Source organism: Coprococcus comes ATCC 27758 (assembly GCF_025149785.1).
Taxonomy (GTDB): domain Bacteria; phylum Bacillota; class Clostridia; order Lachnospirales; family Lachnospiraceae; genus Allocoprococcus; species Allocoprococcus comes.
The window spans coordinates 3,337,654-3,360,826 of the sequence record NZ_CP102277.1 but is presented as its reverse complement, the minus strand read 5'-3'; the positions used below and the strand labels follow the sequence as shown (position 1 = coordinate 3,360,826).

Genomic DNA, 23,173 nt, shown 5'->3' with positions numbered 1-23,173 from the left:
ACAGTTATGTTAGATATTAAATTTTTAAGACAGAACCCGGATGTTGTAAAAGAAAACATCAAGAAAAAATTCCAGGATGAAAAGCTTCCACTTGTAGATGAAGTAATCGAACTTGACAAGAGAAACCGTGAAATCAAAGGCGAAGTAGAAGCACTCCGTGCTGAGAAAAATAAAGTTTCCAAAGAAATCGGTGCATGCATGGCTCATGGCGAAAAAGAGAAAGCAGAAGAGCTTAAGAAAAAAGTTCAGGAAAACGCTGCCCGTATGGAAGAACTTTCTGCTGAAGAAAAAGAAGTTGAAGCAAAAATCAAAAAAGATATGATGGTTATCCCAAATATCATCGATCCATCTGTACCGATTGGTAAAGACGACAGCCAGAATGTTGAAATTGAAAAATTTGGCGAACCGGTTGTTCCGGACTTTGAAATCCCATACCATACAGAAATTATGGAAAAATTCAACGGAATCGATCTTGAAAGTGCAGGAAAGGTTGCCGGAAATGGTTTCTATTATCTGATGGGAGATATTGCACGTCTTCACTCAGCAGTTATCTCTTATGCACGTGACTTTATGATCGATCGTGGATTCACATACTGTATCCCACCTTTCATGATCAGAAGCAATGTTGTTACAGGCGTTATGAGCTTTGCCGAAATGGATTCTATGATGTACAAAATTGAAGGCGAAGACTTATATCTGATCGGAACAAGCGAGCATTCTATGATCGGTAAATTCATCGATACCATGCTTGATGAAGCTGAACTTCCAAAGACACTGACTTCTTATTCTCCATGCTTCCGTAAAGAAAAAGGAGCTCATGGAATCGAAGAACGTGGTGTATACAGAATCCATCAGTTTGAAAAACAGGAAATGATCGTTGTATGCAAACCAGAAGAAAGCAAAGAATGGTATGATAAATTATGGAAAAACACTGTTGATCTGTTCCGTTCTCTTGATATCCCGGTTCGTACACTGGAATGCTGTTCAGGTGACCTTGCCGACCTTAAAGTAAAATCTTGTGACGTAGAGGCATGGTCTCCAAGACAGAAGAAATACTTTGAAGTAGGAAGCTGTTCTAACCTTGGTGATGCACAGGCAAGACGTCTTGGCATCCGTGTAAAAGGAAGTGACGGAAACAAATATTTCGCACACACACTGAACAACACAGTAGTAGCTCCTCCGAGAATGCTGATCGCATTTCTCGAGAACAATCTTCAGGCAGACGGTTCTGTCCGCATTCCTGAAGTACTTCGTCCATACATGGGCGGTAAGTCTGAAATCAGATAGAAAACGAGGTAAATTTTGCATAAATATTTAAACGCTATCGGATTCCACGATATCGCATCTGAACGCGAATGGTATCAGATTCTTCTTGAATCCGAAAAGAAATTTTCCGGATATGACCGTATTGCCCTGGACGAGCACACAGATCTCTGTGAGCTTCGCAGGGAATACGGCAACGGGATTGGCATTTCTTCCTGCGGCTTTATCGATGAAAATGATGAAGAGTTCCGCAGAGAATGCTATTTCCCATATTTTTCAGGCAGTGGAGTCAGCTCTTATGCTGATATTGCAGTAGAACAGAAAGCATCCTCACCGACCTATATTGGTGTCTGCGAAGATGTAAAGCTCGGCTGCAGTATCATTTTCCATATCCAGAACGGAATGGAATACATAAAAGAAGCCACTCTCGGTGGTCTGAACAAAAGTTCAATCTCTATAACCTTTTCTGGGCTTGCCTTAAGTGGGAAAATTTTGCTTCCGGTCGCAAAGGATGCAGGTGCTGCGGACAAGAGAGCGAAAGATCTCCGCAACCGGATGATGCTTATGAGCGCAGCAAAGGAAGGGAATCCCGATGCCATTGAAAGCCTTACGCTTGACGACATCGACACCTATGCCGCAGTATCAAAAAGAATTCGCGGGGAAGATATTTACAGTATTGTCGATACGCATTTTATGCCAGCTGGTCTTGAATGTGACCAGTATGCGATCCTTGGTGAGATTCTGAATATCGATACCATCGAAAATCTTCTTACCGGGAAAAAACTTTATGTTCTTACAGTTGAAACCAATGAGCTTCAATTTGATGTATGCGTACCGGTTGAAAAGGTGATTGGCGAACCGGCAGTTGGAAGACGGCTGAAGGCACAGATCTGGCTGCAGGGGCATATTAATTTTTAGAAAAGATTTTTGACTTATATAAAAAGCATGACCAAATTTCTTTTAATTGAAAATTAGTCGTGCTTTTTTGTATATGCGTTTCAGAACATTCGGCTTTACATAAAAAAGTCCTGTAAAAGCTATTTCACATATCAGATCCCGCTCTGTTACCTCACCATAATCATCCTCTTAGAAAAGCATTTGACATTTTCATGTTCAAACGGTATGATATATGTATATGTTCTATTAGTCAAATGAATATAAGAATCGTCTCCTAAGAGAAAGCCGAGGCATTCCCCAAAGGGAAAAAATGAAAAACAACTTTCAGTTCGAATCTATTCTGAAAAATGCCAAAGGTGACAACAAAGCATTCCCCAAATTGGGGAACGTTCTAATGTTACCAAATCGAAAAAATCTGTAGATTGACAACTCGAAAAAGAGTTGATAATCTTATATATGGCCGAAGGGAAAAATCCCAGAAACCCAGTAAAATCAAGGGTTTGCGGCATGTGTCGTCATAGCTCAGCTGGATAGAGCACTCGCCTCCTAAGAGAAAGCCGAGGCATTCCCCAAAGGGAAAAAATGAAAAACAACTTTCAGTTCGAATCTATTCTGAAAAATGCTAATGGTGACAACAAAGCATTCCCCAAATTGGGGAACGTTCTAATGTTACCAAATCAAAAAAATCTGTAGATTGACAACTCGAAAAAGAGTTGATAATCTTATATATGGCCGAAGGGAAAAATCCCAGAAACCCAGTAAAGTAAAATCAAGGGTTTACGGCATGTGTCGTCATAGCTCAGCTGGATAGAGCACTCGCCTCCTAAGGGTCAGGTGGAGCAATCCCCTTTCGGAAGCGATTTATGAAATAAATTTGAAAATTGCTCCATTACAATTAAATAAGTCTCAGTACCTCAGTAGGATAGAGGGTTCGCCTCCTAAGCGAAACGTCGCAGGTTCGATTCCTGTCTGGGACGCCAGCAAACAACGCTGAAAGCCTTGATTTATCGAGGTTTTCAGCTTCTTTTGTTTTTGGCTTATAACCTGTCGGATAAGAACATATTCAATTTATATTTTGCAATTTCTTTTGATTTTCAGAATTTGTAATTCGATATTTTTATGACTGTTTGAGTAGAAGAGTTTGCTAACACTTTTTTTATTTTGAAAAAATATCAGCAGATTTTTGAAGATTTGCTAACACTTTTGAAAAATTACTTTGAAGCTGATTGTTTCAAAAGCATTTCTTTCATCTCCGGCGTAAGTGATTTTAAAAGCTGTAAAAGCTCCATATCACTGTCTGATAAGCCGTTGTTTTCTGGCTGAACTTCCTCATTTTGTGGTTGCATTTCTGAATCATGGTTTAGAGTGGAATAAAATTGTTCGTCCATCTTTTGAGCATTGTAACGTCTATCTTCGTCTATGATTTCTGAATAAACGTCTGTAACCATTTCTGCTTCTGCATGACCTGTATCGCCTTGTACCGATTTTACATCGCCGTTGGTCATTTTCAATTTGTATCCTGTGGATAAATGACGCAGACTGTGGAAAACAACTTTTTCATAGCCATTTTGTTCGCATAACTTTTGAAATCTGTCTCTCACAATTCTACTTTCAACGGGATTTCCATTTTCCAAAGCTATAACAAGGTTGTAATTGTTATAAGCGTCTCCCAGAAATTCCTGTAATTCCTTTTGGTCTTTTTGATATTGCACCAGTAATTCTGCAACCGTCTTTGGCAACCATACGGTACGATTACTTGTTTCTGTCTTTGGTGTTTTTAATACAAGCCTTGTTGTGCAATGCGGTTTCTGTGTCGGAAAAATCTTGATAATATCTTTTTCCTTTAATTTCTGCATAGCTTGTGCATTTACTCTGGAAAGCTCTTTATTGATGATTACCCTTGCGTTATTCGTTGCAATGGATTGTTCATCAATAATCACATCTTCCCATGTAAGACCTGTAATTTCTCCAATACGCATTGAGCAGGAAAACGCCAAATGCATACAGATGGTTAATAAATCGTCGTCTGACTGCTGAATTGCTTCACGGAATGTATCTACACTCCATACTTTTCTTTTTACCTTAGGAACTTTAGGAAGCGTTGCTAATGAAGCAGGGTTACGCTTGTTGGTATCAAGATATTCCCAACGGATTGCTTGATTTAATGCACAGCGTATAATGTCGTGTATTTTCTTGATATTGGCAGGTTGTACGCAACGTCCAGTAGCTTTTCTGTTAGCTCTGGGTACTTCTGGAACACTCAATAAATCGTTGTAGTAGGCAGATAATTTCTTTGTGGTAATCTCATTTAACTTCCAATCCCCGATAAGTGGATTGATGTAATTTTCGATAGTACCGACTTTGCTACTAAATGTACTAGGCGACCATTTTGACGTACCATAGAGATTGACAAATATTTTTAAAAAGTCACAAAGCGTAATATCTTCATCGGTACTATCAAGTTTTTTTTTCGATTCATCAATCTGGCGTGCAAACTGTTCCTCTAAGGGAACAATCACATAACCATATTTTTCTTGATAATACTCAACAAATGCTTTTCTCTGCTTTGCTTCTTTCTTTGTCTCTAACGTATCCCATTTCTGTTTACGTTCTCCGGCATTGTCTAAATACCAGTAAATAACGGAAAATGTTGATTTTCTTTTTTTGATTGAAGCCATAATATATTCTCTCCTTAACAGTTAATTTTGATTTAACCATTTATCGAAAGAATCTTTAGATACCCGTATGGCTCTACCAGCACGAACATAAGCGAACTGTCCACTTTTAACCAATGCGTAAGCCACTTTTTTACTCACACATAATTGTTCTGCAATTTCCTCTACTGTATATGTCTTTTTCTCCTTTTTAGGAGTTTCTGTATTTGATGCATCACTTATCACGAGTAATAATAACTCCTTTCCGTGTGATAACAGCAAAATACATACGCTTAACAAGGTCATTATAGCATATCAATAACTCTTGCGGATATGTTTTTTGCCGTTGCTAACACTTTTGCTAATACTTTTTATATGCAGACAAATGGCTTTGGCAAGCTCCACTGGTATCTCAACCATTCCCATTCCTGTGGGCTGAACCGTGTCATACGGGTGTATCATTATCCTGTGTTGCAGGTCATGGCAGAACGACTTTTCCAACGGTCGCTCCCAGATCATTGCATGAATCGCTATCTCCCGATTGGAAAAGTCACGGCGTACAATCTCTGATGGCTCACTGCAAGCACAAACGTATCTGTCTGCATTATTCAGTTGTCAAAGAACTATTAGGCTCTTGTCAGCCTGTATCAATCTGTTTTGTTAAATAGACTGATACAAAATGGCAAGCTAAGAAGTAAGCGGAACAGGAAAGAGGGAAGTGCTTATATGAAGCGTTCCGCAGATATTACCTATTCGATTTTTATGTCAAATTCCAATATCATTTTCATAATGGCTTCTCTGATACGACCTTTTAACTCCATATCCACAGCGATATATACATTTCCGTATTCATCATATAATGGGCGAATACAGCTTTTTGATATATACGGGTCATAGAAATCTAAGATTTTATCAATGGAAATTTTGTCGCCGTCCATAGCCGATGAAATCACATAAAATGATGGCTTCTTATACGAACGTTTTTGTTTCAAATACTAATGTTCCTCCTCTAATGACTTTTTCATTTGTTTTAATGCATAGTGTCGGTTTTGAAATACACCACTTCGGGATATATTCTGCAATTTTGCAATTTCCGTATCACTCATATCCAAGAAATAGTACATAAGTACATTTTCACGGTAACGGTCAGATAATTGTTTAATGACTTTTGCCAGCTCATCGTCATATACATAAATGTCATGTCCACATATATTGAAAGTCGTGTAATCCGTTTTATATGTATCCCATATAGCAACTTTATCTATGATAATGTCGGGAAGCTCACAAAAGGGGATAGCTTCTGCTTGATTCTTTTTCAACTCTTTGTAATAATCTTTTACAACTCCGAAAACAGTTTTTTTTAAACAACTATCAAAACGACACATTACAGTTTTCTGGAAGTCAGATGGTTTCACGTTCTCACCTCCTCCCTGTGCTGTTTTGTATCTATCCCTCTTTCCACTCCATATAAGAAAAAAACAGGGCAGTTGCTAAGTGATTTGAAAAAATAATCGCTATTTTAGATAAAATTTATATTTGCCCTCAATATATAAGCCGATGAGAAAGGTAAAAATTATTCAATTCGATAAAAAACGACAAAAAAAGACCTGCACAGTTAATGTACAGGTTAAAGAAGTGATGATTTTTCATAAAATCAGTATTTAATTTTTGTTGCCATCGTATAAACGTATTCTTCTGGTGTAGGTCGTTTCTTTCCAAAATAACTTGAAAATTCAGCTTGCACATCTGGGTCATCGCTGTAATACATTTCATCAATGGTTGACTGAATACGTTCTTTTACTTCTGATACGGAAACACCCTGTTGATGTGCAATCGCTTTAAACACTTGTTTTGTATCACGTTTTTTGATACCCAACATTTAACCACAACCTTTCTGAATAAATTTATTTCCATTCGATAATATCACAAAAATGCGAAAGAAAACGCAAAGGAATACTTTTGTCTCAAATATGATTTTTCTTTTTATTTTTTATAGTATATTTTTTAATTTCATTTCCATTTCAACTATTTCTTTATCTAATTTTATTTTATCTATAGGAAATTTAGGGTTTTCAAAACATTTTATCATTATTTTATATTTTACGAGCATCCAGCCAATCATACTTTGCTTTGCTTTTAAATCTCTTGCATTTCTAATATGTTCATCATATAATTTTAACCCTGCTTTACGATTATCATATAATGCTTCATTTTCATACTCCATCACTGAGTTTAATAGCTGTTCATATTTTTCTGTTTGATTTGTTTCTCTGTATATTCTTACAATAGTCCATTTGGCATATAATATTTCATCGTAAATCGTATAATTACCAGTAAATTCTACTTTTTCAATAATATGATAAAGTTCAACAGCCATTTCAAAATCTTGGTATATATACATTAAATCAATTAACTCAACCAATGTATTCATATCTCTTGATGATTTAGCACTACACTTTTTCATAAGTGCTTTACAATCACGCTTTATCCGTTTATTCTCATATTTTTCTGAAATTTTTTCAAATAGTTCCATATTATCTTCCTCTATTGTTGTTTAATAAATTATTTTTTATTTTATAAAATTAAGATTGACTAATCCTCAATATTAAACATTCTTTTTATAAATAGTCCTAATTCATAATCTGTTATTTTCATTGATATAATTTGAGCTTCTTCATCACTTGCTGGTACATATCCTTTGTTATCAGTAACCCATCTTTTTATCTTTAATTCATTACCAATCACTCTAATAGATATCGCTTGAAAATGTCTAGAAAATGCTATATACCCCTTATATTTTGTTTGTTTCCAGTAGTTACTTAATGCTTTCTCATCTACTTTGGGTATTTTTTTTGCAATTTTTATTGCACGTATAACTGCATTTCCTAAATCATCGGAAGAACAATCGGGCATAACTTTTTCTGTTGGTTCAATCGAAATATGACACCCCATAGTTTTTTCAACTGCATTAGGTACAATTAAAAATCCAAAATCTTGATTATAAAATACTTGAACCATTGGTGGAATTTTTCTCTTAAATTTATCAAACAATCCCATAATTATGACTACCTCCATAATAGCGTGTTTGTATATTTCTTAATTCATACTATATCATAATCAAATGCAGAATAGTATAGATAAAACAACAAATTACCATACTATTCTGCTGTAATATTTATTCTACAATCTTCCAGTTATCGTCCTTATGAAGCACAAGGTCATACTGTGAGATTTGCGTCATTTTCGACTTGTTATCCAGATATTTTACGGACACGCTAACTTTGAGATTATCGCCATCTTTGGTAAAGACAGGGTTTTCCAGTTCTGAAAATACATAATCGCCAGATACAGGAGCAAGCACACCGTCTTTGATATAGTAGGCAAGTTCTTTCTCCGTAGCGGTAGGGTACAGTTTGAAGAATGTTTCCAAGAAAGCGGTAGCGTCCTTGACTGTGTCTGAGCTGATACTGACATCTGCTTCCTGTGCTTTTGGCTCATACTTTGATTTCTGTACTGCCGGAGCAAGGGTAGGATTCTGGGTAATGACCATTGCACCGTCCTTATCCACATGAACGGTCACTGTGTAGTTTTCTGTGACTGCCTGTGTCTGTTCGCCCTCTTTTACCTGCTGATCTACTTCGTAGGCAACAGTAAAATCGTCCGTTCCAGACTGTCCCACGTTCCAGACCAGCACATTTGTAACAGTAGCACTGGTTGGTATGTCCGTTCTGATAGTATCGGCGTTCAAGTCCTGTAATTCCTTGGTAAGGTATTTACTGATTTCTGTTGTCCTTGCTTCAATGGCTTCCTTGCTGGTATCCCATGAGTAGTAGGCTTTCGCAAAGTTCTTGACGAAATTCTCAATACCGTTGGTATCGTTCAATCTTAGCTGAATGATTTCTTTTTCATGTACCGTGTGGGTGTCAATGGCGGTAAAGTTCTTATACACACCAAAACTGGTGCTTGCCAGAAGCACCGCCCACAACAACAGGACAGATTTCTTATGTGTCCCGACTTTCATGGTACGCACTTTCTTATTCTTAGGTGCTTTCTCTGTTTTTTCTTTCTTCTTAAACATATTTCAAGTCCTTTCTATTGTTTGATTCTTCCGGCACAAATGATGTGCTGTTGCCAGTAGGCAGAAGTTAAATCGGTATAGCCGATTGGATTTCCAGCATGATACATCTGATTGTTTCCCACATAGATTCCTACATGGGTAACATAGTCGCTGGTATTGTAGGTGGAATGGAAAAAGACCAAATCGCCAGCCTGTGCCTGTGACAACGGGATATGCTGGGTTGCGTCATACTGTGCCTGTGCGGTTCGTGGCAGGCTGATTCCGGCTTTTCCGTAGCACCACTGGGTAAGACCAGAACAGTCAAAAGAGGTGTTCGGGTTACTGCCACCATAGACATATTTCCAGCCTTGATACTTCAACGCTTCATTCATAACCGCCTGTACCGTTTCGTTGCTGAACTGCTTTATATTCAGATATTGGTTGACCAGCTCCACATAGAACATATTCCCGTAATTATAACGCCAGCCACCATTTTTGCTGACCGCTATCGGGTTCGTATAGGTCACTTTTGTACCGCCGGATTTATTCTTTGCGAAATTCTCTGCAAGGTTGAAGCTGTGCTTTTTCCCGTTCTTCGCCACATAGTCTGCATAGCCACCACCATAGTTATAAGATTGAATGACCACGTTAATGTCATTCATACCTTTGGCTTTACAGGAAGAAAGCAGGGACGCAAAATATTTACACCCCTGCTTAATGGATTCTTCTGTACTTAATGAGTTTGGCGGTAGTCCCAGACTTTCACTGGACTGCATGACATCGGTAGCCGTACCGCCACTTTCCACCTGTATGATGGCAAGCAGGACGTTCACATACTCCGAGATACCGTTTTCTCTGGCGTATCTTTCTACCATCGGCTGATGTTTGAGGACATCGGCTGACAGGTTCATGCCAGAATAGACAGGCGAATAGCTGTTTGAACTGTCGTCATCTTCGCCGGAAATCAATATCCCGAAAAAGAGGACGATGGAGAAAAGGACTGGAAATATCGTACCTATGATAAGGATACGTTTTAATCTCATTTCTTCCGTCCTTTCTCTGGTTGCTTCGTAACAGTCTTACGATTCTGTTTTTGCTTGACCTGTTTCTGTATGGTTGTTTTCTTTTGATTACTTCTGGATTCCGCTATATTCGGCTGGTTCGTTCTGGTAACACCTTTGACCTGTTGTTCCTGTCTGATATTGGTTCGAACAGTTTCTTTTCCAGCCTTGACTTCTGCATTTTTTATCACAGGAGAAGTAGCAGGACGCTTCATATCCGGCTTTATGACCGTATCGGTCTGTGCTGTTTTTGGAACAGGTGTGGCAACAGGGCGTTCATGGCTTCTGGTAGCTCCGGCTGTCGCTGATCCATTCGCATGAACTGTCTGCCTTGCTTCCTGTGCTTTCTGTAATTCCTGCTTTTTCTGTGAGATATTTTCCCTGTGCAGGTTGCGTTTCTGTGTACGCTGTTCCTGTCGGTTTTCCCGTTCTTCCACAATGCCACGCTTAAAGTCCGATACATTATCCTTTGCTTTCTGTTTTGCAGAGTGAACAGCATAACCAGCCTGTGTCGGTAAGTCTTTCACATTTTCTTTCAGAGAAGAAGCACTGTCACGGACTTTATTTTTTGTATCCATTACAGCACCTACCGCAGAACCGACACGGCTTCCCACGGAAATATCATTATTCCTTTGTGGTCTGGCTGGCGTATTTTTATGTGTAGAACGAGAGTGATTATAAGCAGAACCAGCGACTGCACCAGCACCAGCTCCGACCATACTTCCTGTACCCACAGCCCTTGCAAGTCGGCGTTCCATACGTCTTGCCCTGTGTCGCATGAACACCATCGGTCTACGGAATATCCGGCGACCTATCTGCTGGCTGTCATTGGCATTCAGACTGAACATACTCATTAGTTCTCCGAGTTTCATGTAGATTCCGGCAAAACAGATTATCTGCAAAAATGCCACCATGAAGAACGGATAGTCTGTGGAAATGTTGTAAAACATACTGGAAATTGAAAATGCCACGGTCACAATCAGTGTGATTCCGGCTCTTGTCATAATGGCATTGAACACACGGACAACTGCCTGTTTCGCCATGTTCTCATAGGTCGGTATCATGGACAGTAAAAAACTGACAGGTAAAAATATGGCATATATGATAAAGAGTATCTGGGAAAACAACATCATGCCAGTAAGCAGGAAGATAAATATTGTGATACCGAGATTGAAAATGAGCAGGAAGAACACCATGCCAAGACGGTTGACGACCTGTGGAATGGTAAGGTTGTCATTGTCGTTATCCTCAATCTCTGTTTTGACAACAGTTTCCCTTGTTTCCCCATCTTCATCGGACGGGCTGGCAGATACCAGAGCTTCTACACGGTCAGTCCCGATTTCTTCGGTATCGCTGTTCCCGAACTGCAACAACAGCCACGGTTTTTCTACCTGTATCGCAAAAAGGCTGTCACGGATAAGGTCTACGCTGTCCTTGCCTTTGCTTTGTGAATCGGGGAGCATGATTTTTGTCCCCAAGTCCAGAGAAGCGGTGCTGATGTCCGAACTGAAATCATTGATTTTCTGGATATAATTGGGAGCATAAGCAATAAAGGACGCAGACACGATGAATACCACTACAAAGTTGATAACGGCGTGAAGTGCCTTGCTTGTTTCCCGTTTGAGAAGCCCTGTATAGGCGGTATAAACACCTACAATCAGAATGATAATAAGCAGGAATCCCACATAGAATCCACTGCTTGAAAATCCGTTTTCGGTCACTCCGGCAAGTGTCTGGATACTTTTCCCGATACTGTCTGCCATGTCATTGATGAAGTCCAGCTTATACGCCTGTTGCACCACATATCCTGTGGCATTGCTAAGATACAGGCTGATTGTCCAGACAAAATTTGTGATACAGTAAAGCCCGTACTGCACCGATTTTCCAATGCCGTCCAGCCAGTTCCACGGAAGCCAAGACCAGCTATTGTCCACATAGAAATCAAGCTGATAATTGGAAAGCGGATACTTTGAATACAGGTTGTCTGCATTGACCGTATCATCGACCAGTCCAGACGCATGAGCTACCGTCCCAAGCAGGGACAGCAGTACCAGCGTGACGGTCACGGCAATCAGAATCATTTTCAGCACATGGAACACCTTTTCTTTTGTGACAGATTTCATCATTCCAAATCCACCTCACTTTTTATCGGCGGTCTGGTATCAAAAGCGTGGAGCAGTTCTACAAAGACAGGGTGTATCTGTACTACACCGACACGCCCGTATAAATCCTGCATTAAGCATTGTCCGTTCTCCAAATCCCTCAACCGCTTCTGGTTATTTTCGTCCTCACTGTCCAGCCCGAAAAACTCTAAGGTCTGCTTGATTTCATTGGTATCTGTGGAGCGGAACGAAAACTTTAAGCCGATGTTATTTTTCAGACTTTCTTTCGATACGTCCCCAGAGGACTGTGTGACAAAATATACTCCGGCATTCATGGCTCTACCAGCACGTACCAGTTTATTTGATAAAGTTTCGCCCTGTGCCACATTTAAGAACGCCCATGCTTCATCAAGGTCTACAATCTTAAAAATGCTTCGGTCTGAATGGATAAAGTCTAAGGCAAAGGTAGATATTACAATCAACATTGCCACCGATAATAATTCAATGGTCGTGTATTCGTCAAAAGTAGTATCTTTATCCGGCAGAACCAAATCCGCAACCTGTATGATATTGAGCTGGTTATCCAGACTGATAGTATTTTTCGCTGTTCCGTCTGAAAAGAGCAGGTGTGCAAAATCATAATTTGTAAAACTGTCAATATGATTTGCGATATGGTTTGCAATAGGCGTATTTTCTTTCCGTAATTCTGTGATAACATTTAGCAATCCTCTGTGTTCACTTTCTGATACTTTGCTGATTGCACTGATAAGCACAGGGAACTTGTCTCCATCACGGGTTGAGATACCTGTTAAAAATGTTAAAATTTCTTTTGCCAGTGTAGCTCCGTCCTCTTTATCTTTCATAATTACAAACGGGTCAAGAAGCCCTGCATTTTCCTTGTCGCTGGTGAGATTTACAATGTTGATTTCCTCTGCAATCTCCGGCAGTGTTTCTTTCCAGTTCCCACGCTCACTTTTCGGGTCTAGGATAACTGCCTGTCCACCGAACAGGACGGAATAATACACCAGCAGGTTATTACAGAATGATTTTCCACCACCAAGCGAACCCACAAAGGCAGAAGCCAACGCATTTGTGACCGTACCTTTTACCCCTTGACTGGCAAGGGACGGTTGCAGGTAGACATTTCTTCCTGTATCCACGGAATATCCGATATAAATTCCTGTATTTTCTCCCAACATCTGGGTAGCTCCAAAACCAAGTCCGGCTAAAAAATCTGATTTCACATACTGGATATAATCATTGATGTAACGCTTGCTGGCTGGAAGAAATTCTCCATGCAGTCCAAGCATATCTCCGGCAGGACGAACCAGCTTCACATTCAAATCATCGTAAAAATCCTTAACCTCATCACAACGGCGTTTCAGTTCGTCAAGATCGGGTGCAGACACCCGTATGACGTAGCTTAACTTGTACATACTTTCCTTACTCTGGTCTAAGTCTGTTTCCAGTTCATCGACACTGTCCAAGGCTTCCACCACATTTGAACTTGTTTCATTTCCAGCTTGATAGGCGTGATTATCCAAGTCCTTTAATTCCTTTTTCTTGTTACGGACAGTGGTTAAGGCTTTCTTATTTCCCACAATCTCAACATTCATGGAAGTATCCACAGGGAATGTGAACTGCTGTTGCTGGAAATAAAAGATTTCCGATGATGGGAAGTCCAGCTCCCCGACAATGGCATTGACCGTAAAGTAGGACACATAACTTTCGCTGTCCTCATGTTCCAGACGCAAATATCGCTGGCTTTCTTCCACCACGCAACGGGTAGGACGGATAAGGTCATAATACTTAATCAGTGTTTCCCTTTTTAATTTTCTTTTTGGCAGAGGATACACATAATCTTCATAGGCTATCCCGTCCCTGCCGTAGAGGTGTTCCATCAGATACGCAAAGTCTTTGGCTTCCAGTCGGCGGATTTTGAATCTACGGGAGATTTTGTTTTCCAGCAGTTTTTCCATCTTCGCATAACGGTTGATTTCATCATTGCTCATGGAAACAAAGTCATTCATCAGCGTGTGCCTTACCTCATTCAAAAACTCACGGAATGTCAGAAATACCGATTTTTTGATGTTCTTCAGATTGACTTCGTCCTCTGTGACCATGAGCTTGAATCCCAGAAAGAAACGGTAATCCACTTGATTATCACCTATCATGGATACAAGGGCTTCGGTCTGGTCGTCTATCTTTTGGATTGCTACCTCACGGAGCTTTCCAGTTACCAGCTTCTTTGACTGTTCCTGTATGCTTCGGATTGAACTTTCGGTTGCAATCTGCAACGCATGAATCTTTCCCTCACGGGACTGTGCTATAAGCTGACGGAAGCTGTCATGCACAAGGTATTTCTGCTCTGGGGATAAGAATGAATAATTGTACGGTATCAGCTCATAGTAGGCGAACACCTCATTGTCCTTATTCCAGACAAGGTTATTGTCGATATATTTAATCGGGGACATAGGTCACACTCCTTACTGCCGTGATAGTTTCCTCAAATTTCTGCTTATGCAGGTTCACGGCTTTTCCGGCATAAGTCACTTTAGGACGCAGGGCATACAGAACCATCGTCTTGATGTAACTGTATGGCTTTTTCCCGTCAAAGGTTTTCTGTGACATAAACCATGTAAGGGCAACGGGAATCCCGAAATATTTCAAAAACGCACCCTCAATCATGGAAAGTGGCGGTATATCTGCAAACAGAATGATGATAAATTCCGTCAGCACGAACCATGTAATCTGGGTAAAGGTCACAGGGAATGGCAGGTTTACATCATTGATGGCATACAGTACCTTTTCCACGTTCCAGATACTTGTATAACTTCGGATTTTCTTCACTTGTAAATGCTCCTTTCTTCATTTTCCTAACAACAGGGACAGCCGGATTTTCCAGACTGCCCCCAAGAGAAAAGCTGACAGTAGCACCAGTGGCGGTGCTGATCTGCCAGCCCTTAACGCAGTACCTCACAGATACCAGCGTTTGTTGCAATAAATGTCCCCTCTATATCGAGGTCACGCCCGTAGGCTTCATAGTCGATATAGTTCTGTAAAGAGGACGGGATTTCTCCGAGTATCTGTTCTTCATCAATCAGATAGTAGGCTAAATCGGTCATCGTTTCACAGCCGGAATACAGAATGATGTCGTCCTTATGTTCCACCAGTTCTTCCAGACTTCCATAGCAGGATATAAAACTGTCCAAGTCGTCCAGCAGGTAATCCGGTAATTCTTCCAACTGCTCATAGATACGGTTCAGTTCTTCGATGGAAATGTATTCGCTAATCTCCATCGGGAAGTTGTCCGTATCATGGATTGCGTATTCTTCGTACTCTACATTTAAGCCGATACGTTCTGCAATCACTTCTTCGTCCAACGGAAAAGAGAACCAGTCCCCGACCAGTTCTCCCTCATTGTACTTGCCAAGATTGGCTATATAGACTTGCATATCATCAATCATAAACGGTCACTTCCTTTCACTCATTGTATTCATAAAATCTGCCATGCACACACAGGAAATGTTCTGATGTTTCTTCCATATCTGAACAGTTCCGATGGTATGTAATATTGCAAAGTCCGGCTTCCAGCTCTTGCAGGTTTGAAAACCATTCTCTTTGAATTGCAGGTATATCTTCGTGTGGGATTTCACTCTCTGAAATTGCAAGGCAGACATTATTTAGCAAGTCGAGGTCTGTATCTTGCAGGATTTCAAAAGGAAAATCATAATCACTGATAAGATAACGGTCACTGTCCGGCGGTAAACCAATGGATTGTTTTAATGCTTCTATGTTGCAGGGAAGTGTAAACCACGCACAGCCTGTATCTTTTTCCTGTTCATCAAGATTGATAACAAATACTTTCATTTCTGCCATAAGCAATACCACCTGTCAAAGTTTGAACATTCCATTATTGCAGACAGCATAACGTCCTTTTTCGTCCAGTTCATGGGCGTAGGCTTCCAGATTAAAGTATTTCTTTCCTTTTTCGGATAGAACAGAAAATTCAATGTTATGCTCCAAGCGGTAACGGGCAACGTCCATGATGTTGTGGCACTCTGGATAAAACAGAAATTCTTCCGACTTCTGCAATAAATCCTCAACACCGCCACAGTAGGGAATCAACTCTTTATAAGCCTGCTGAACCTCTGGCGATAAATCCGTGTAAGCAAAGTACAACTTGTTTAATCGTCTGACAGATGTTGTCCTTACAATGTCGTCAGCAAAGGGGAGCTTCATATCAATGATTTGATAATCATTGCTGTCAGCTTCCACGCCGAGCAGGTCACGGAACAGCTCATAATCAATGGGTAAATCAAACCAGCGAGAGGTTTTATCCTCTGCTGATTTGGTCGTTTCAATCAATACGCTACATTCTTCCATCGTAATTCAGTCCTTTCTTCTAATTTTGAGTATGAAAAAAGCAGTCGATCATAACTGAAAGACTGCTTAACTCTAAAACAATATTAAAGCGTTTCTTCTTTTAAATTCTGACTCAAAAGGGATTTTAACTCTTTTACATCATTTTCAGACAAATCATTTTGATTAACAAGAACCATTTCATTTTTTATTGTTCTGATATATATGTAATTTCTGAAAATCCCCCAACATTTAAAGGCGTTCCAATGATTAGTCCCGTTACCGATATCAGAACTAACTGTAATACCATCGGTATCAAAACAATATTCACGTTTTCCCGAAGTCAATTTATTATCCATCTTTGAATGAACAATATTTATTACTTTTTTCTGAAATGTGTTAGCTCCGTTTATGATAATCCAGATAAAGAAAACCGAAAATAATAATCCAATAATACCATATCCAATACGACTATTCATAAAACAAAGAATCGTATATATTAACATTATGACAGCCATCACAGACGATAACCCTGTTGCAAATTTACGTTTCTTTACATTTTTATCACTGGCTAAAACGATTTCTTTTAAAATATTTTGTTCTTGCTGTCCGATTTCAATACTGTATCTAACCATAATAAGAATCTCCTTTAAACATTTTAATGATATTAGTATATTACCACAAGTTAGTATATTACCACAAGTTTGTGTTCAAAATGTGGGATTCTTAATTTTACGCTCCAATAATCTTATTGAATAACTGTAACAATACGTCTTTTACGCCGGACGCATTGAATACAAGACCAACGGCTACTAAGGCAACTACCAAGAATCCGATAAGTTTGGAAAACTCACGCTTAAATCCCAAGTAGATACCGATAACCACAATCGCCATAAGCACAAGGCTCTGTGCATTGCTTAAAAACCAGTTATAAAGGTTCTGTCCAAAATTCATGCTTTCTTTTCTCCTTTCAGTTCCATCATTTTTCTATCAGACTGTCTGCCAGCCTGTAAAATACACATGGCAATCACGCCAACTGTTCCCCCTAAAGAGAAGAACAGGAAATCAAATAATAATCGTTGCATTTTTCAATTCTCCTTTTCCAAAATCACATCTTCGGTAGCTGTGGTCTGCTGTTCGATTATCTTGTAGTGCTTTTCCGTCAGTTTCGTGGATTTACGGATTTCTTTCAGATAATCAATCCCTGTTTTCGCTGTGATTGCTTCCAGCATTTTGAGTGTCGGGTCAACCTGCCGTTGAATCCAGCGTAGGGTTCTGTCCAGTGTGTAGGGTTCGGGTTTGGTCGTGAGCTTTAACGGCTCTCTGTTTTCCCCGATGAACCACGCCCATCGGACAGATAATTTCCAGTCGCTCCGTTTCTTGTCTGCTTCCTTATCCACGAAGCGTACATAACGGTTGATAATAGAAAATGCCGTCCGTTCAGCGTCATAGTAGGTCAGCAGGTCACGGACAGCATAATAAGCACGTTCATTTTTCAACCGTATTTCAAATCTGTTTTTTATCGGTGCTTCCTCAATGGGTATCCCCAGTTTGATGTACTGCTCATAGCTTTTTTCATAGACACAGAAGTACACCTCACTTTTCAATGAGCCGATATAAAGCGTGTAGCCCATACCAGCCTTGTCCTGTTCCTTATGCTTGACCAGTTCGCCGGAAGCATAAGACTTAAAGGAACGGAACACCGATACACATTCCTCATCCCGGCATTTTTCGGTCAGTTCTGGAATATCCAACATTCCCGTATGGTCATTGATGGCAAGGTCAAGGCGTTTCATCACACCGCCGTCCACCAGAGCGTCCATAAGGAAGTCATACCAGCTCCGTTCCTGTGCCAGCAGATAACTTTCAAACTGGCGACAGCCTTTTCCTTTCAGTTCCAGCAGGACACCTTTTTCTTCATCTGGGGAAGTATATACGAAAATATCTCCGATGTAGTAGTGTTCTGTGTAGCTGTAATGCCCGAAGTCCTCATGTATCATGTACTGGATATTGAGCTGTAAGATGTCCTTAATGATGTGTCCAATATCCAGTGTCGGAAACCGTATCCTCACATAATCAAACAGCATGGTAAGCGGTGCTTCTGGATTGAATTTTTCCAGAGCTTCCAAAAGTTTCACTTTCATTTCTTCTGTGACCGCCACCTTGCCGGATTCGATACGGCTTAGATGTTCACGGCTGATTCCAGCCATGACCGCAAGTTTCGTCTGGGATACACCGTACTGCAAACGTTTGTCTGCAAAATCCTGTATCCACTCTGTATCATTCAGTTCGATACCCCCTTTACGAAAAAAATGTGACATTTTTCATCTGATGTCACAGCAATAAAAAAAGCTACCAAACGCTTAATTTTAGCCAAGAATTGGTAACTTTTGTGTATGTTTCCTTGTGATTTGTGCCCCTCTGTTAGATATCGAGGGGCTATTGTCTGCTGGCGTGGCTACCGCCACACCAGCAAGGCTAGTCCGTACCTGTGGCTTTCGCTTCGCACGCCACCTGTCCGTCCTGCCTTATGTGTACAATCAGTCCATTTCCAGAGTAAATTTTTCTGGATTGTCCACAATATTGTATGTGCCGTCTATCTGGTTCTCCTGCCGATAGGAAAAGCTAAATGCCGAGTTGCCGGATTCAGCGTCTTTCTGGTTCTTGTAGACCGTAACAGAAAGTGCGTGGGGAATCTGAATATCATAACTGAAACGGACACTGTGAAAAGAGTTGTCCCTGCATTTTTCAAATATTTGTTCCGCACATTTCTGTTGATCGGTCACGACCAAAGTGTTGAGTATGACCGACACCCGTAGCTCATAATGGTTATCAGAGCCAGAGCCAGACGAAGAAGATACGTCCATCTGTCGTCCCCATTGCAGGTAAAACAGGATTCCTGCCAAGAGCAGAAGTATAGTGATTACTATAATTATTGTCCGTTTTCTTATCATTTTAATTTCCTCCGTACACCTGTATTACAGTACAAGTGTAGAGCAAAACAGCTTATTTTTCAATACAGCTATATTTATAATTTGATTAAAAGACGAGGTAAACAAAAATGACAGTATACATGGATTTAGAAAATCTTCTCAAAGAAAAGAATATCAGTAAAAACAAAGTCTGTGAAGCCTGTAATTTACAGAGGACACAGCTCAACAACTACTGCAAAAACAAAGTGACCAGAATCGACTTCTCCATCTTAGCAAAGTTGTGTGAATATCTGGACTGCACACCTAATGACATCTTGAAATTAAAGTAAGGCTTCGGATTGTTCCAGAGCCTTTTTTTCTGTTCTCCTTTCTGCAAGTTCCCCAATCGTACCTAAGAAATCATAGCCTTTGGGTACAAGGGGAGTATAAAATTCAGATATGACACTTGTTCCTACATCACAGTATCCACGCCCCTTGATTCGCTTCTGGAAAAAATGTTTTTTCACATCACTTCCAAAGAGCATACCGTAGCCGAGTTCACTCATGCGACCAAGCCCCACACGGAAGTTGAAGTTATCTCTGATACCGTCCCCGAAATACTTTGCGTCTGGACGCTGGCAAGCCACAATCAGAAAGTATCCAGCCTGTCTGCCAAGCATGACGATTTTCTTTAACTGGCTTAACAGGGCGGTGCTTTCTTTTGTTGTGAGCATTTCCAAGAACGCCACATATTCATCAAAGATAAGGAACTGTGGAGCAAGTCCCAGATAGGCATAGTTTTCTCCTGTGCGGTAGTTCGGGTGTAGTTTCATTTCTTCCGAGCGTGTGACCATGCCCTTATAAAAGGTATTGACGCAGTCAATCATATCGTCTTTCGTGTGGTAGACATTTCCCATGACCGTTCCCAAGTCTGCAAGGTCAGCGTTCTTCGGGTCAAGAATATATAAATCCGCATTGGTTCTAAGCAGGGCTTCAATGATGGTCAATAGAAAATATGTCTTTCCACCACCTGTACCACCGCAGATAAGGGCATGGGGAAGTGAATCATATTCCCACACCAGATTTTTCATTAACCGCAGACCGCCGTTTTCGGCAACCACTTCATCAATCGAAATACGGTTCGCTATCATATCATAGAGCAGGGTGTATTCGATATAGCCGTCATGCAGTGTCTTGTCGGTCAGCTCACAGTACAGCCCCGATTCCAGTTTATCCTCTAAGGACAGGAGCTGTTCTTGATATTTTCCCATTGTGATTTCACACAGAATATGCAACAAACCATTGTCCATCTGGTAGTAGATTTTTGGAAACCACACGATTTTTTCTCTTGATCTGCTTTGCAGGTCAGTGAAAAAACCGCTGTCTTTGGTGTTTTCTGCTTCATACCATTTATTTTCCAGCACCATGCGAGCCAGTTTTTGCCTGTGAAACAACCGCTTGATACGGTCATATCCGTAACGGTAGTAGAGAAAAGTGACCAATACACAAATACCAGTCGCTATCAGAACCGTAATGGAGTTGTAGGCAGTCCAAGTAATTCCGGCATGGAGCAGGTTAAATTCTTTCCAGTCTGTAACAAGAGGCTGTCGCAGGTTCAGTAGCAAGAATACCGCAACAAACAGGAGCAACAGCCAGCCAATACAGAAATGATAGACCAGCGATTTGTCACCGGCACGAATCCTGTTACCTTTAGATTTTTGCCATACTTTCATATAAACTCCTTTCTTTGGACGTAAGAAAAGCAGTCAATCGTGTAGACTAACTGCTTTGTGGACATAAGTATTGAATTGTAAAACTGTGATTTTTAGTTCTCTTTTACTTTATTCGATTTCCTGTATTAGTATCAATAAAATATCTACCAGTATCATCAAAACAAAACTCTAAATCTGCACCTACTGGCATGTCATATACTGATAAAACTGCTGGTTCGATATTTGCAAGAGTGTTAAAATCTACTACCATAGAATTTTCGGGATTATCTAAGTATTCCTGTGTATCATTATCTCCGATTGCTCGCCAACCGTTATCCGACGGATTTACGCTTTCTTCCCGAAAGAGCCATTTTAATTTAGAAGTTCCCTGATAAATTGATTTTGTGATGATAACTCCACCAGCATTTTCAATAAAAGTAATTTTGGTATTTTTGTTTTTGAATTTATCAAATAATCTCATCTTCAACTCTCCCTTACAAACTGATATTTGTTTCACTTTCTACTAAAGAAATACTGCATCAAAGCACCTATCAACAATCCTACAGAAGAAATTACCAAATACCAAATGGAGTGTATGAGTGCAGATTCATTATAATAGATGAAAACGGAAGGAATAAAAAGAACAGAAACCAAAAGCGGATACACATACTTGGCTTTTTTCTTTGATACACTGCCCATAATTATCGCAAGTACGAAGGTTGCAACTATAATTAAAAACACCATTCCCATAGCATCAGTAGGTCCTGCCGTTAATGGAAATACATAAAACATGAGTAGTTGTGCAATTAAGATTGCGATTTCTTTGAAATACTTTTTCATATCCATATCCTCCCCATTAAATCCCGATTTGAAAAATGATGATTTTATAAACTATATACCCACTAATCCCATTGTAACTTAATCTTGCCATCTGCTTTTTCAAATTTAAGCATTAGATAATATCTACATTTTTCATCGACAGTCAACATACCGGTTTTTATCTCTGGTGTCAAATCTAATATGGTATCTTTATTTTTATTTTCTACAATAACATGGATACTTCCTTTTGAGACATCGCCATCCAACTTAAAAGTATATTCACGACTTTCGTTAAATTTTATTACCTTTTTTACATATCCGCTACAAGATGAAAAAGAAACTTCGCATTTATTTTTCCCTCTGAGTGAACCAACAAATAATAAGGCTCGTTTTGCGTTCAAAATCATATATCCGTTGACCCATAAAAAATAAAACAAAACCAACATTGAAATAAATACAATCGCTAATATCATAAATTCACTCATACCAACATCTCACAAAATTCCGATTTGATTAGATAAGTATATTATATCAATTATATACGACCCGTACAACAGAAAATCTAAGTTATGAACTTATTTCTTCGGCGGTTGCTGTGGAGCATTGTTCTGTGGATTTCCGGCATGAGTGCCTTTGTTCTTCAAAACAATATCGTCTGCTTTTACATACCAGTCCACATCTGCACCACGGTAATTTGCATTGGCTACCGTATCTGCAACAGGATTGATAAGTTCCACTTCGGCGTTGTAGTCATAGTCCTTTAACGGAACAGTCGCCGGAACGGATACCTGTATCATGCGTCCCTGTGTGTTGCATTTTAAATCGTAAGTACGTTCCTTGATTTCCTCACTGACCGTCCCATCTTCATTCTGTACATGAACCTCACGGCGTAATGCGGAGAACTTCAACACTCCGAAAGTCTTTTCTTTATCAATGACGATTCCATTTGCTAATCTCATAATCTGAATACCCCCTTATTTACTTTCCACTGGTAACATATCGTCTGCAAGTAAGATGTAATTGACAAATCCACGTTCCCCGATTTTATAGCCATCAGTAGTGATTCGAGGATTGATAAGTTTTACTTTCTGCTCCGGCGAGAAATGTTTTTCGCCAGCTTTGGCAGGAAGCACAACGACAACATCATCGGCTCTCTGCACATCGGAATACAGGTTGTAGCTTCTGGTAATGACAGCCATACGCCCGTTGATTCTCTGCTGTTCCGTAGTATTTTCTCCGGCAAACTCCAAGTTCCCGAATGTCTTTTCCATGTTTGGTACGACAAATCTTAATTCCATAAATGATTGACCTCTTTTCTTTCTGTTTTATTTTCT

The 23,173-nt window shown here is 39.9% G+C and carries 29 protein-coding genes and 1 tRNA gene; 4 read left to right on the top strand and 26 right to left on the bottom strand.

All coding sequences use genetic code 11. From position 1 onward, the window contains the following. Nucleotides 1–6: 6 nt before the first annotated feature. From serS to NQ556_RS16355, 3 genes are all read left to right on the top strand, one after another. Nucleotides 7–1,287 (top strand): serine--tRNA ligase, encoded by a 1,281-nt coding sequence (gene serS, locus NQ556_RS16365; RefSeq protein ID WP_008371361.1) that lies wholly within the window; start codon nucleotides 7–9, stop codon nucleotides 1,285–1,287. A gap of 15 nt (nucleotides 1,288–1,302) precedes the next feature. After that, nucleotides 1,303–2,181: a DUF3881 family protein gene (locus tag NQ556_RS16360; RefSeq protein WP_022220413.1), complete on the top strand. Its 879-nt coding sequence runs from the start codon at nucleotides 1,303–1,305 to the stop codon at nucleotides 2,179–2,181. 882 nt (nucleotides 2,182–3,063) lie between these two features. Continuing rightward, nucleotides 3,064–3,140, top strand: a tRNA-Arg gene (locus tag NQ556_RS16355). Between the two features lie 231 nt (nucleotides 3,141–3,371). Here the strand turns inward: NQ556_RS16355 and NQ556_RS16350 are convergent. The 20 genes from NQ556_RS16350 to NQ556_RS16255 all read right to left on the bottom strand — a co-directional run bounded on the left by NQ556_RS16350 (nucleotide 3,372) and on the right by NQ556_RS16255 (nucleotide 19,350). Further along, the gene (locus NQ556_RS16350) at nucleotides 3,372–4,838 is read right to left on the bottom strand and encodes a site-specific integrase (RefSeq protein ID WP_022415674.1); all 1,467 of its coding nucleotides are present in this window, start codon (nucleotides 4,836–4,838) and stop codon (nucleotides 3,372–3,374) included. Nucleotides 4,839–4,859: 21 nt separating this feature from the next. Further along, the gene (locus tag NQ556_RS16345; protein ID WP_022415675.1) at nucleotides 4,860–5,060 is read right to left on the bottom strand and encodes a helix-turn-helix domain-containing protein; all 201 of its coding nucleotides are present in this window, start codon (nucleotides 5,058–5,060) and stop codon (nucleotides 4,860–4,862) included. A gap of 503 nt (nucleotides 5,061–5,563) precedes the next feature. Continuing rightward, a complete protein-coding gene (locus NQ556_RS16340; protein ID WP_005334926.1) occupies nucleotides 5,564–5,752 on the bottom strand; it encodes a helix-turn-helix domain-containing protein in 189 nt (62 codons plus the stop codon). Between the two features lie 57 nt (nucleotides 5,753–5,809). Further along, nucleotides 5,810–6,229: an RNA polymerase sigma factor gene (locus NQ556_RS16335; protein WP_008371351.1), complete on the bottom strand. Its 420-nt coding sequence runs from the start codon at nucleotides 6,227–6,229 to the stop codon at nucleotides 5,810–5,812. Nucleotides 6,230–6,468: 239 nt separating this feature from the next. After that, nucleotides 6,469–6,693, bottom strand: coding sequence for a sporulation initiation factor Spo0A C-terminal domain-containing protein (locus NQ556_RS16330; RefSeq protein ID WP_005334915.1), 225 nt, complete (start codon nucleotides 6,691–6,693; stop codon nucleotides 6,469–6,471). A gap of 111 nt (nucleotides 6,694–6,804) precedes the next feature. Next, complete coding sequence (locus tag NQ556_RS16325; protein WP_117525515.1) at nucleotides 6,805–7,347, bottom strand: DUF6707 family protein; 543 nt, start codon at nucleotides 7,345–7,347, stop codon at nucleotides 6,805–6,807. Between the two features lie 59 nt (nucleotides 7,348–7,406). Further along, a complete protein-coding gene (locus NQ556_RS16320; RefSeq protein WP_022034930.1) occupies nucleotides 7,407–7,871 on the bottom strand; it encodes a hypothetical protein in 465 nt (154 codons plus the stop codon). A gap of 118 nt (nucleotides 7,872–7,989) precedes the next feature. Continuing rightward, a complete protein-coding gene (locus tag NQ556_RS16315; RefSeq protein WP_008371342.1) occupies nucleotides 7,990–8,892 on the bottom strand; it encodes a conjugal transfer protein in 903 nt (300 codons plus the stop codon). Between the two features lie 14 nt (nucleotides 8,893–8,906). Then, nucleotides 8,907–9,914 carry a bifunctional lytic transglycosylase/C40 family peptidase gene (locus NQ556_RS16310; RefSeq protein WP_008371340.1) on the bottom strand — a complete coding sequence of 336 codons (1,008 nt, stop codon included), beginning with the start codon at nucleotides 9,912–9,914 and terminating at the stop codon, nucleotides 8,907–8,909. Further along, entirely contained in the window at nucleotides 9,911–12,058 is a 2,148-nt protein-coding gene (locus tag NQ556_RS16305) for a CD3337/EF1877 family mobilome membrane protein (protein ID WP_118011295.1), read from the bottom strand. The genes NQ556_RS16310 and NQ556_RS16305 overlap by 4 nt, the downstream gene beginning before the upstream one ends. Next, nucleotides 12,055–14,508 carry a conjugal transfer ATPase TcpF gene (tcpF, locus tag NQ556_RS16300; protein ID WP_118011296.1) on the bottom strand — a complete coding sequence of 818 codons (2,454 nt, stop codon included), beginning with the start codon at nucleotides 14,506–14,508 and terminating at the stop codon, nucleotides 12,055–12,057. The genes NQ556_RS16305 and tcpF overlap by 4 nt, the downstream gene beginning before the upstream one ends. Beyond that, the gene (locus NQ556_RS16295) at nucleotides 14,495–14,884 is read right to left on the bottom strand and encodes a conjugal transfer protein (RefSeq protein ID WP_008371332.1); all 390 of its coding nucleotides are present in this window, start codon (nucleotides 14,882–14,884) and stop codon (nucleotides 14,495–14,497) included. The genes tcpF and NQ556_RS16295 overlap by 14 nt, the downstream gene beginning before the upstream one ends. Before the next feature lie 113 nt (nucleotides 14,885–14,997). After that, nucleotides 14,998–15,501, bottom strand: coding sequence for an antirestriction protein ArdA (locus NQ556_RS16290; RefSeq protein ID WP_008371329.1), 504 nt, complete (start codon nucleotides 15,499–15,501; stop codon nucleotides 14,998–15,000). A 16-nt stretch (nucleotides 15,502–15,517) separates the two neighbouring features. Continuing rightward, nucleotides 15,518–15,913 (bottom strand): hypothetical protein, encoded by a 396-nt coding sequence (locus tag NQ556_RS16285; protein ID WP_008371328.1) that lies wholly within the window; start codon nucleotides 15,911–15,913, stop codon nucleotides 15,518–15,520. Between the two features lie 15 nt (nucleotides 15,914–15,928). Next, complete coding sequence (locus NQ556_RS16280; RefSeq protein WP_008371326.1) at nucleotides 15,929–16,420, bottom strand: antirestriction protein ArdA; 492 nt, start codon at nucleotides 16,418–16,420, stop codon at nucleotides 15,929–15,931. A gap of 83 nt (nucleotides 16,421–16,503) precedes the next feature. Further along, the gene (locus NQ556_RS16275; RefSeq protein ID WP_118011297.1) at nucleotides 16,504–17,031 is read right to left on the bottom strand and encodes a YcxB family protein; all 528 of its coding nucleotides are present in this window, start codon (nucleotides 17,029–17,031) and stop codon (nucleotides 16,504–16,506) included. A 97-nt stretch (nucleotides 17,032–17,128) separates the two neighbouring features. Further along, nucleotides 17,129–17,350 (bottom strand): hypothetical protein, encoded by a 222-nt coding sequence (locus NQ556_RS16270; protein ID WP_004844214.1) that lies wholly within the window; start codon nucleotides 17,348–17,350, stop codon nucleotides 17,129–17,131. Next, entirely contained in the window at nucleotides 17,347–17,481 is a 135-nt protein-coding gene (locus tag NQ556_RS16265; RefSeq protein WP_005611092.1) for a DUF3789 domain-containing protein, read from the bottom strand. Before NQ556_RS16265 ends, NQ556_RS16270 begins: the two co-directional genes overlap by 4 nt. A 3-nt stretch (nucleotides 17,482–17,484) precedes the next feature. Beyond that, nucleotides 17,485–18,717, bottom strand: coding sequence for a MobT family relaxase (mobT, locus tag NQ556_RS16260; RefSeq protein ID WP_008371302.1), 1,233 nt, complete (start codon nucleotides 18,715–18,717; stop codon nucleotides 17,485–17,487). 219 nt (nucleotides 18,718–18,936) lie between these two features. Beyond that, complete coding sequence (locus tag NQ556_RS16255; RefSeq protein ID WP_005334885.1) at nucleotides 18,937–19,350, bottom strand: hypothetical protein; 414 nt, start codon at nucleotides 19,348–19,350, stop codon at nucleotides 18,937–18,939. 107 nt (nucleotides 19,351–19,457) lie between these two features. On the opposite strand from NQ556_RS16255, the gene NQ556_RS16250 reads away from it, so the two are divergent. Further along, nucleotides 19,458–19,658 carry a helix-turn-helix domain-containing protein gene (locus tag NQ556_RS16250; protein ID WP_005334884.1) on the top strand — a complete coding sequence of 67 codons (201 nt, stop codon included), beginning with the start codon at nucleotides 19,458–19,460 and terminating at the stop codon, nucleotides 19,656–19,658. Here the strand turns inward: NQ556_RS16250 and NQ556_RS16245 are convergent. From NQ556_RS16245 to NQ556_RS16220, 6 genes are all read right to left on the bottom strand, one after another. Beyond that, a complete protein-coding gene (locus tag NQ556_RS16245; RefSeq protein ID WP_008371298.1) occupies nucleotides 19,650–21,041 on the bottom strand; it encodes an FtsK/SpoIIIE domain-containing protein in 1,392 nt (463 codons plus the stop codon). The two genes, NQ556_RS16250 and NQ556_RS16245, sit on opposite strands and share 9 nt — an antisense overlap. A gap of 103 nt (nucleotides 21,042–21,144) precedes the next feature. Further along, nucleotides 21,145–21,501, bottom strand: coding sequence for an immunity protein Imm33 domain-containing protein (locus tag NQ556_RS16240; protein WP_044998842.1), 357 nt, complete (start codon nucleotides 21,499–21,501; stop codon nucleotides 21,145–21,147). Between the two features lie 32 nt (nucleotides 21,502–21,533). Next, entirely contained in the window at nucleotides 21,534–21,860 is a 327-nt protein-coding gene (locus NQ556_RS16235; protein ID WP_044998840.1) for a hypothetical protein, read from the bottom strand. 62 nt (nucleotides 21,861–21,922) lie between these two features. Next, nucleotides 21,923–22,324, bottom strand: coding sequence for a hypothetical protein (locus tag NQ556_RS16230; RefSeq protein ID WP_118011298.1), 402 nt, complete (start codon nucleotides 22,322–22,324; stop codon nucleotides 21,923–21,925). A gap of 90 nt (nucleotides 22,325–22,414) precedes the next feature. After that, the gene (locus tag NQ556_RS16225; RefSeq protein ID WP_005423181.1) at nucleotides 22,415–22,798 is read right to left on the bottom strand and encodes a YdcP family protein; all 384 of its coding nucleotides are present in this window, start codon (nucleotides 22,796–22,798) and stop codon (nucleotides 22,415–22,417) included. Nucleotides 22,799–22,813: 15 nt separating this feature from the next. After that, on the bottom strand, nucleotides 22,814–23,137 hold the full coding sequence (locus NQ556_RS16220; protein WP_008371287.1) for a YdcP family protein: 324 nt from the start codon (nucleotides 23,135–23,137) through the stop codon (nucleotides 22,814–22,816). Nucleotides 23,138–23,173 lie beyond the last annotated feature (36 nt).

What these genes read in the sequence shown, in the direction of transcription:
- NQ556_RS16265 (WP_005611092.1), bottom strand. Translation starts at nt 17,481, where the DNA reads ATGCAACGATTATTATTTGATTTCCTGTTCTTCTCTTTAGGGGGAACA.
- NQ556_RS16290 (WP_008371329.1), bottom strand. Translation starts at nt 15,501, where the DNA reads ATGATTGATGATATGCAAGTCTATATAGCCAATCTTGGCAAGTACAAT.
- NQ556_RS16230 (WP_118011298.1), bottom strand. Translation starts at nt 22,324, where the DNA reads ATGAGTGAATTTATGATATTAGCGATTGTATTTATTTCAATGTTGGTT.
- NQ556_RS16235 (WP_044998840.1), bottom strand. Translation starts at nt 21,860, where the DNA reads ATGAAAAAGTATTTCAAAGAAATCGCAATCTTAATTGCACAACTACTC.
- NQ556_RS16225 (WP_005423181.1), bottom strand. Translation starts at nt 22,798, where the DNA reads ATGAGATTAGCAAATGGAATCGTCATTGATAAAGAAAAGACTTTCGGA.
- NQ556_RS16320 (WP_022034930.1), bottom strand. Translation starts at nt 7,871, where the DNA reads ATGGGATTGTTTGATAAATTTAAGAGAAAAATTCCACCAATGGTTCAA.
- tcpF (WP_118011296.1), bottom strand. Translation starts at nt 14,508, where the DNA reads ATGTCCCCGATTAAATATATCGACAATAACCTTGTCTGGAATAAGGAC.
- NQ556_RS16305 (WP_118011295.1), bottom strand. Translation starts at nt 12,058, where the DNA reads ATGATGAAATCTGTCACAAAAGAAAAGGTGTTCCATGTGCTGAAAATG.
- NQ556_RS16220 (WP_008371287.1), bottom strand. Translation starts at nt 23,137, where the DNA reads ATGGAATTAAGATTTGTCGTACCAAACATGGAAAAGACATTCGGGAAC.
- NQ556_RS16285 (WP_008371328.1), bottom strand. Translation starts at nt 15,913, where the DNA reads ATGGCAGAAATGAAAGTATTTGTTATCAATCTTGATGAACAGGAAAAA.
- NQ556_RS16330 (WP_005334915.1), bottom strand. Translation starts at nt 6,693, where the DNA reads ATGTTGGGTATCAAAAAACGTGATACAAAACAAGTGTTTAAAGCGATT.
- NQ556_RS16275 (WP_118011297.1), bottom strand. Translation starts at nt 17,031, where the DNA reads ATGGTTAGATACAGTATTGAAATCGGACAGCAAGAACAAAATATTTTA.
- NQ556_RS16310 (WP_008371340.1), bottom strand. Translation starts at nt 9,914, where the DNA reads ATGAGATTAAAACGTATCCTTATCATAGGTACGATATTTCCAGTCCTT.
- NQ556_RS16280 (WP_008371326.1), bottom strand. Translation starts at nt 16,420, where the DNA reads ATGGAAGAATGTAGCGTATTGATTGAAACGACCAAATCAGCAGAGGAT.
- NQ556_RS16350 (WP_022415674.1), bottom strand. Translation starts at nt 4,838, where the DNA reads ATGGCTTCAATCAAAAAAAGAAAATCAACATTTTCCGTTATTTACTGG.
- NQ556_RS16250 (WP_005334884.1), top strand. Translation starts at nt 19,458, where the DNA reads ATGACAGTATACATGGATTTAGAAAATCTTCTCAAAGAAAAGAATATC.
- NQ556_RS16325 (WP_117525515.1), bottom strand. Translation starts at nt 7,347, where the DNA reads ATGGAACTATTTGAAAAAATTTCAGAAAAATATGAGAATAAACGGATA.
- NQ556_RS16255 (WP_005334885.1), bottom strand. Translation starts at nt 19,350, where the DNA reads ATGATAAGAAAACGGACAATAATTATAGTAATCACTATACTTCTGCTC.
- mobT (WP_008371302.1), bottom strand. Translation starts at nt 18,717, where the DNA reads ATGTCACATTTTTTTCGTAAAGGGGGTATCGAACTGAATGATACAGAG.
- NQ556_RS16240 (WP_044998842.1), bottom strand. Translation starts at nt 21,501, where the DNA reads ATGAGATTATTTGATAAATTCAAAAACAAAAATACCAAAATTACTTTT.
- NQ556_RS16270 (WP_004844214.1), bottom strand. Translation starts at nt 17,350, where the DNA reads ATGAATTTTGGACAGAACCTTTATAACTGGTTTTTAAGCAATGCACAG.
- NQ556_RS16245 (WP_008371298.1), bottom strand. Translation starts at nt 21,041, where the DNA reads ATGAAAGTATGGCAAAAATCTAAAGGTAACAGGATTCGTGCCGGTGAC.
- NQ556_RS16315 (WP_008371342.1), bottom strand. Translation starts at nt 8,892, where the DNA reads ATGTTTAAGAAGAAAGAAAAAACAGAGAAAGCACCTAAGAATAAGAAA.
- NQ556_RS16340 (WP_005334926.1), bottom strand. Translation starts at nt 5,752, where the DNA reads ATGGACGGCGACAAAATTTCCATTGATAAAATCTTAGATTTCTATGAC.
- serS (WP_008371361.1), top strand. Translation starts at nt 7, where the DNA reads ATGTTAGATATTAAATTTTTAAGACAGAACCCGGATGTTGTAAAAGAA.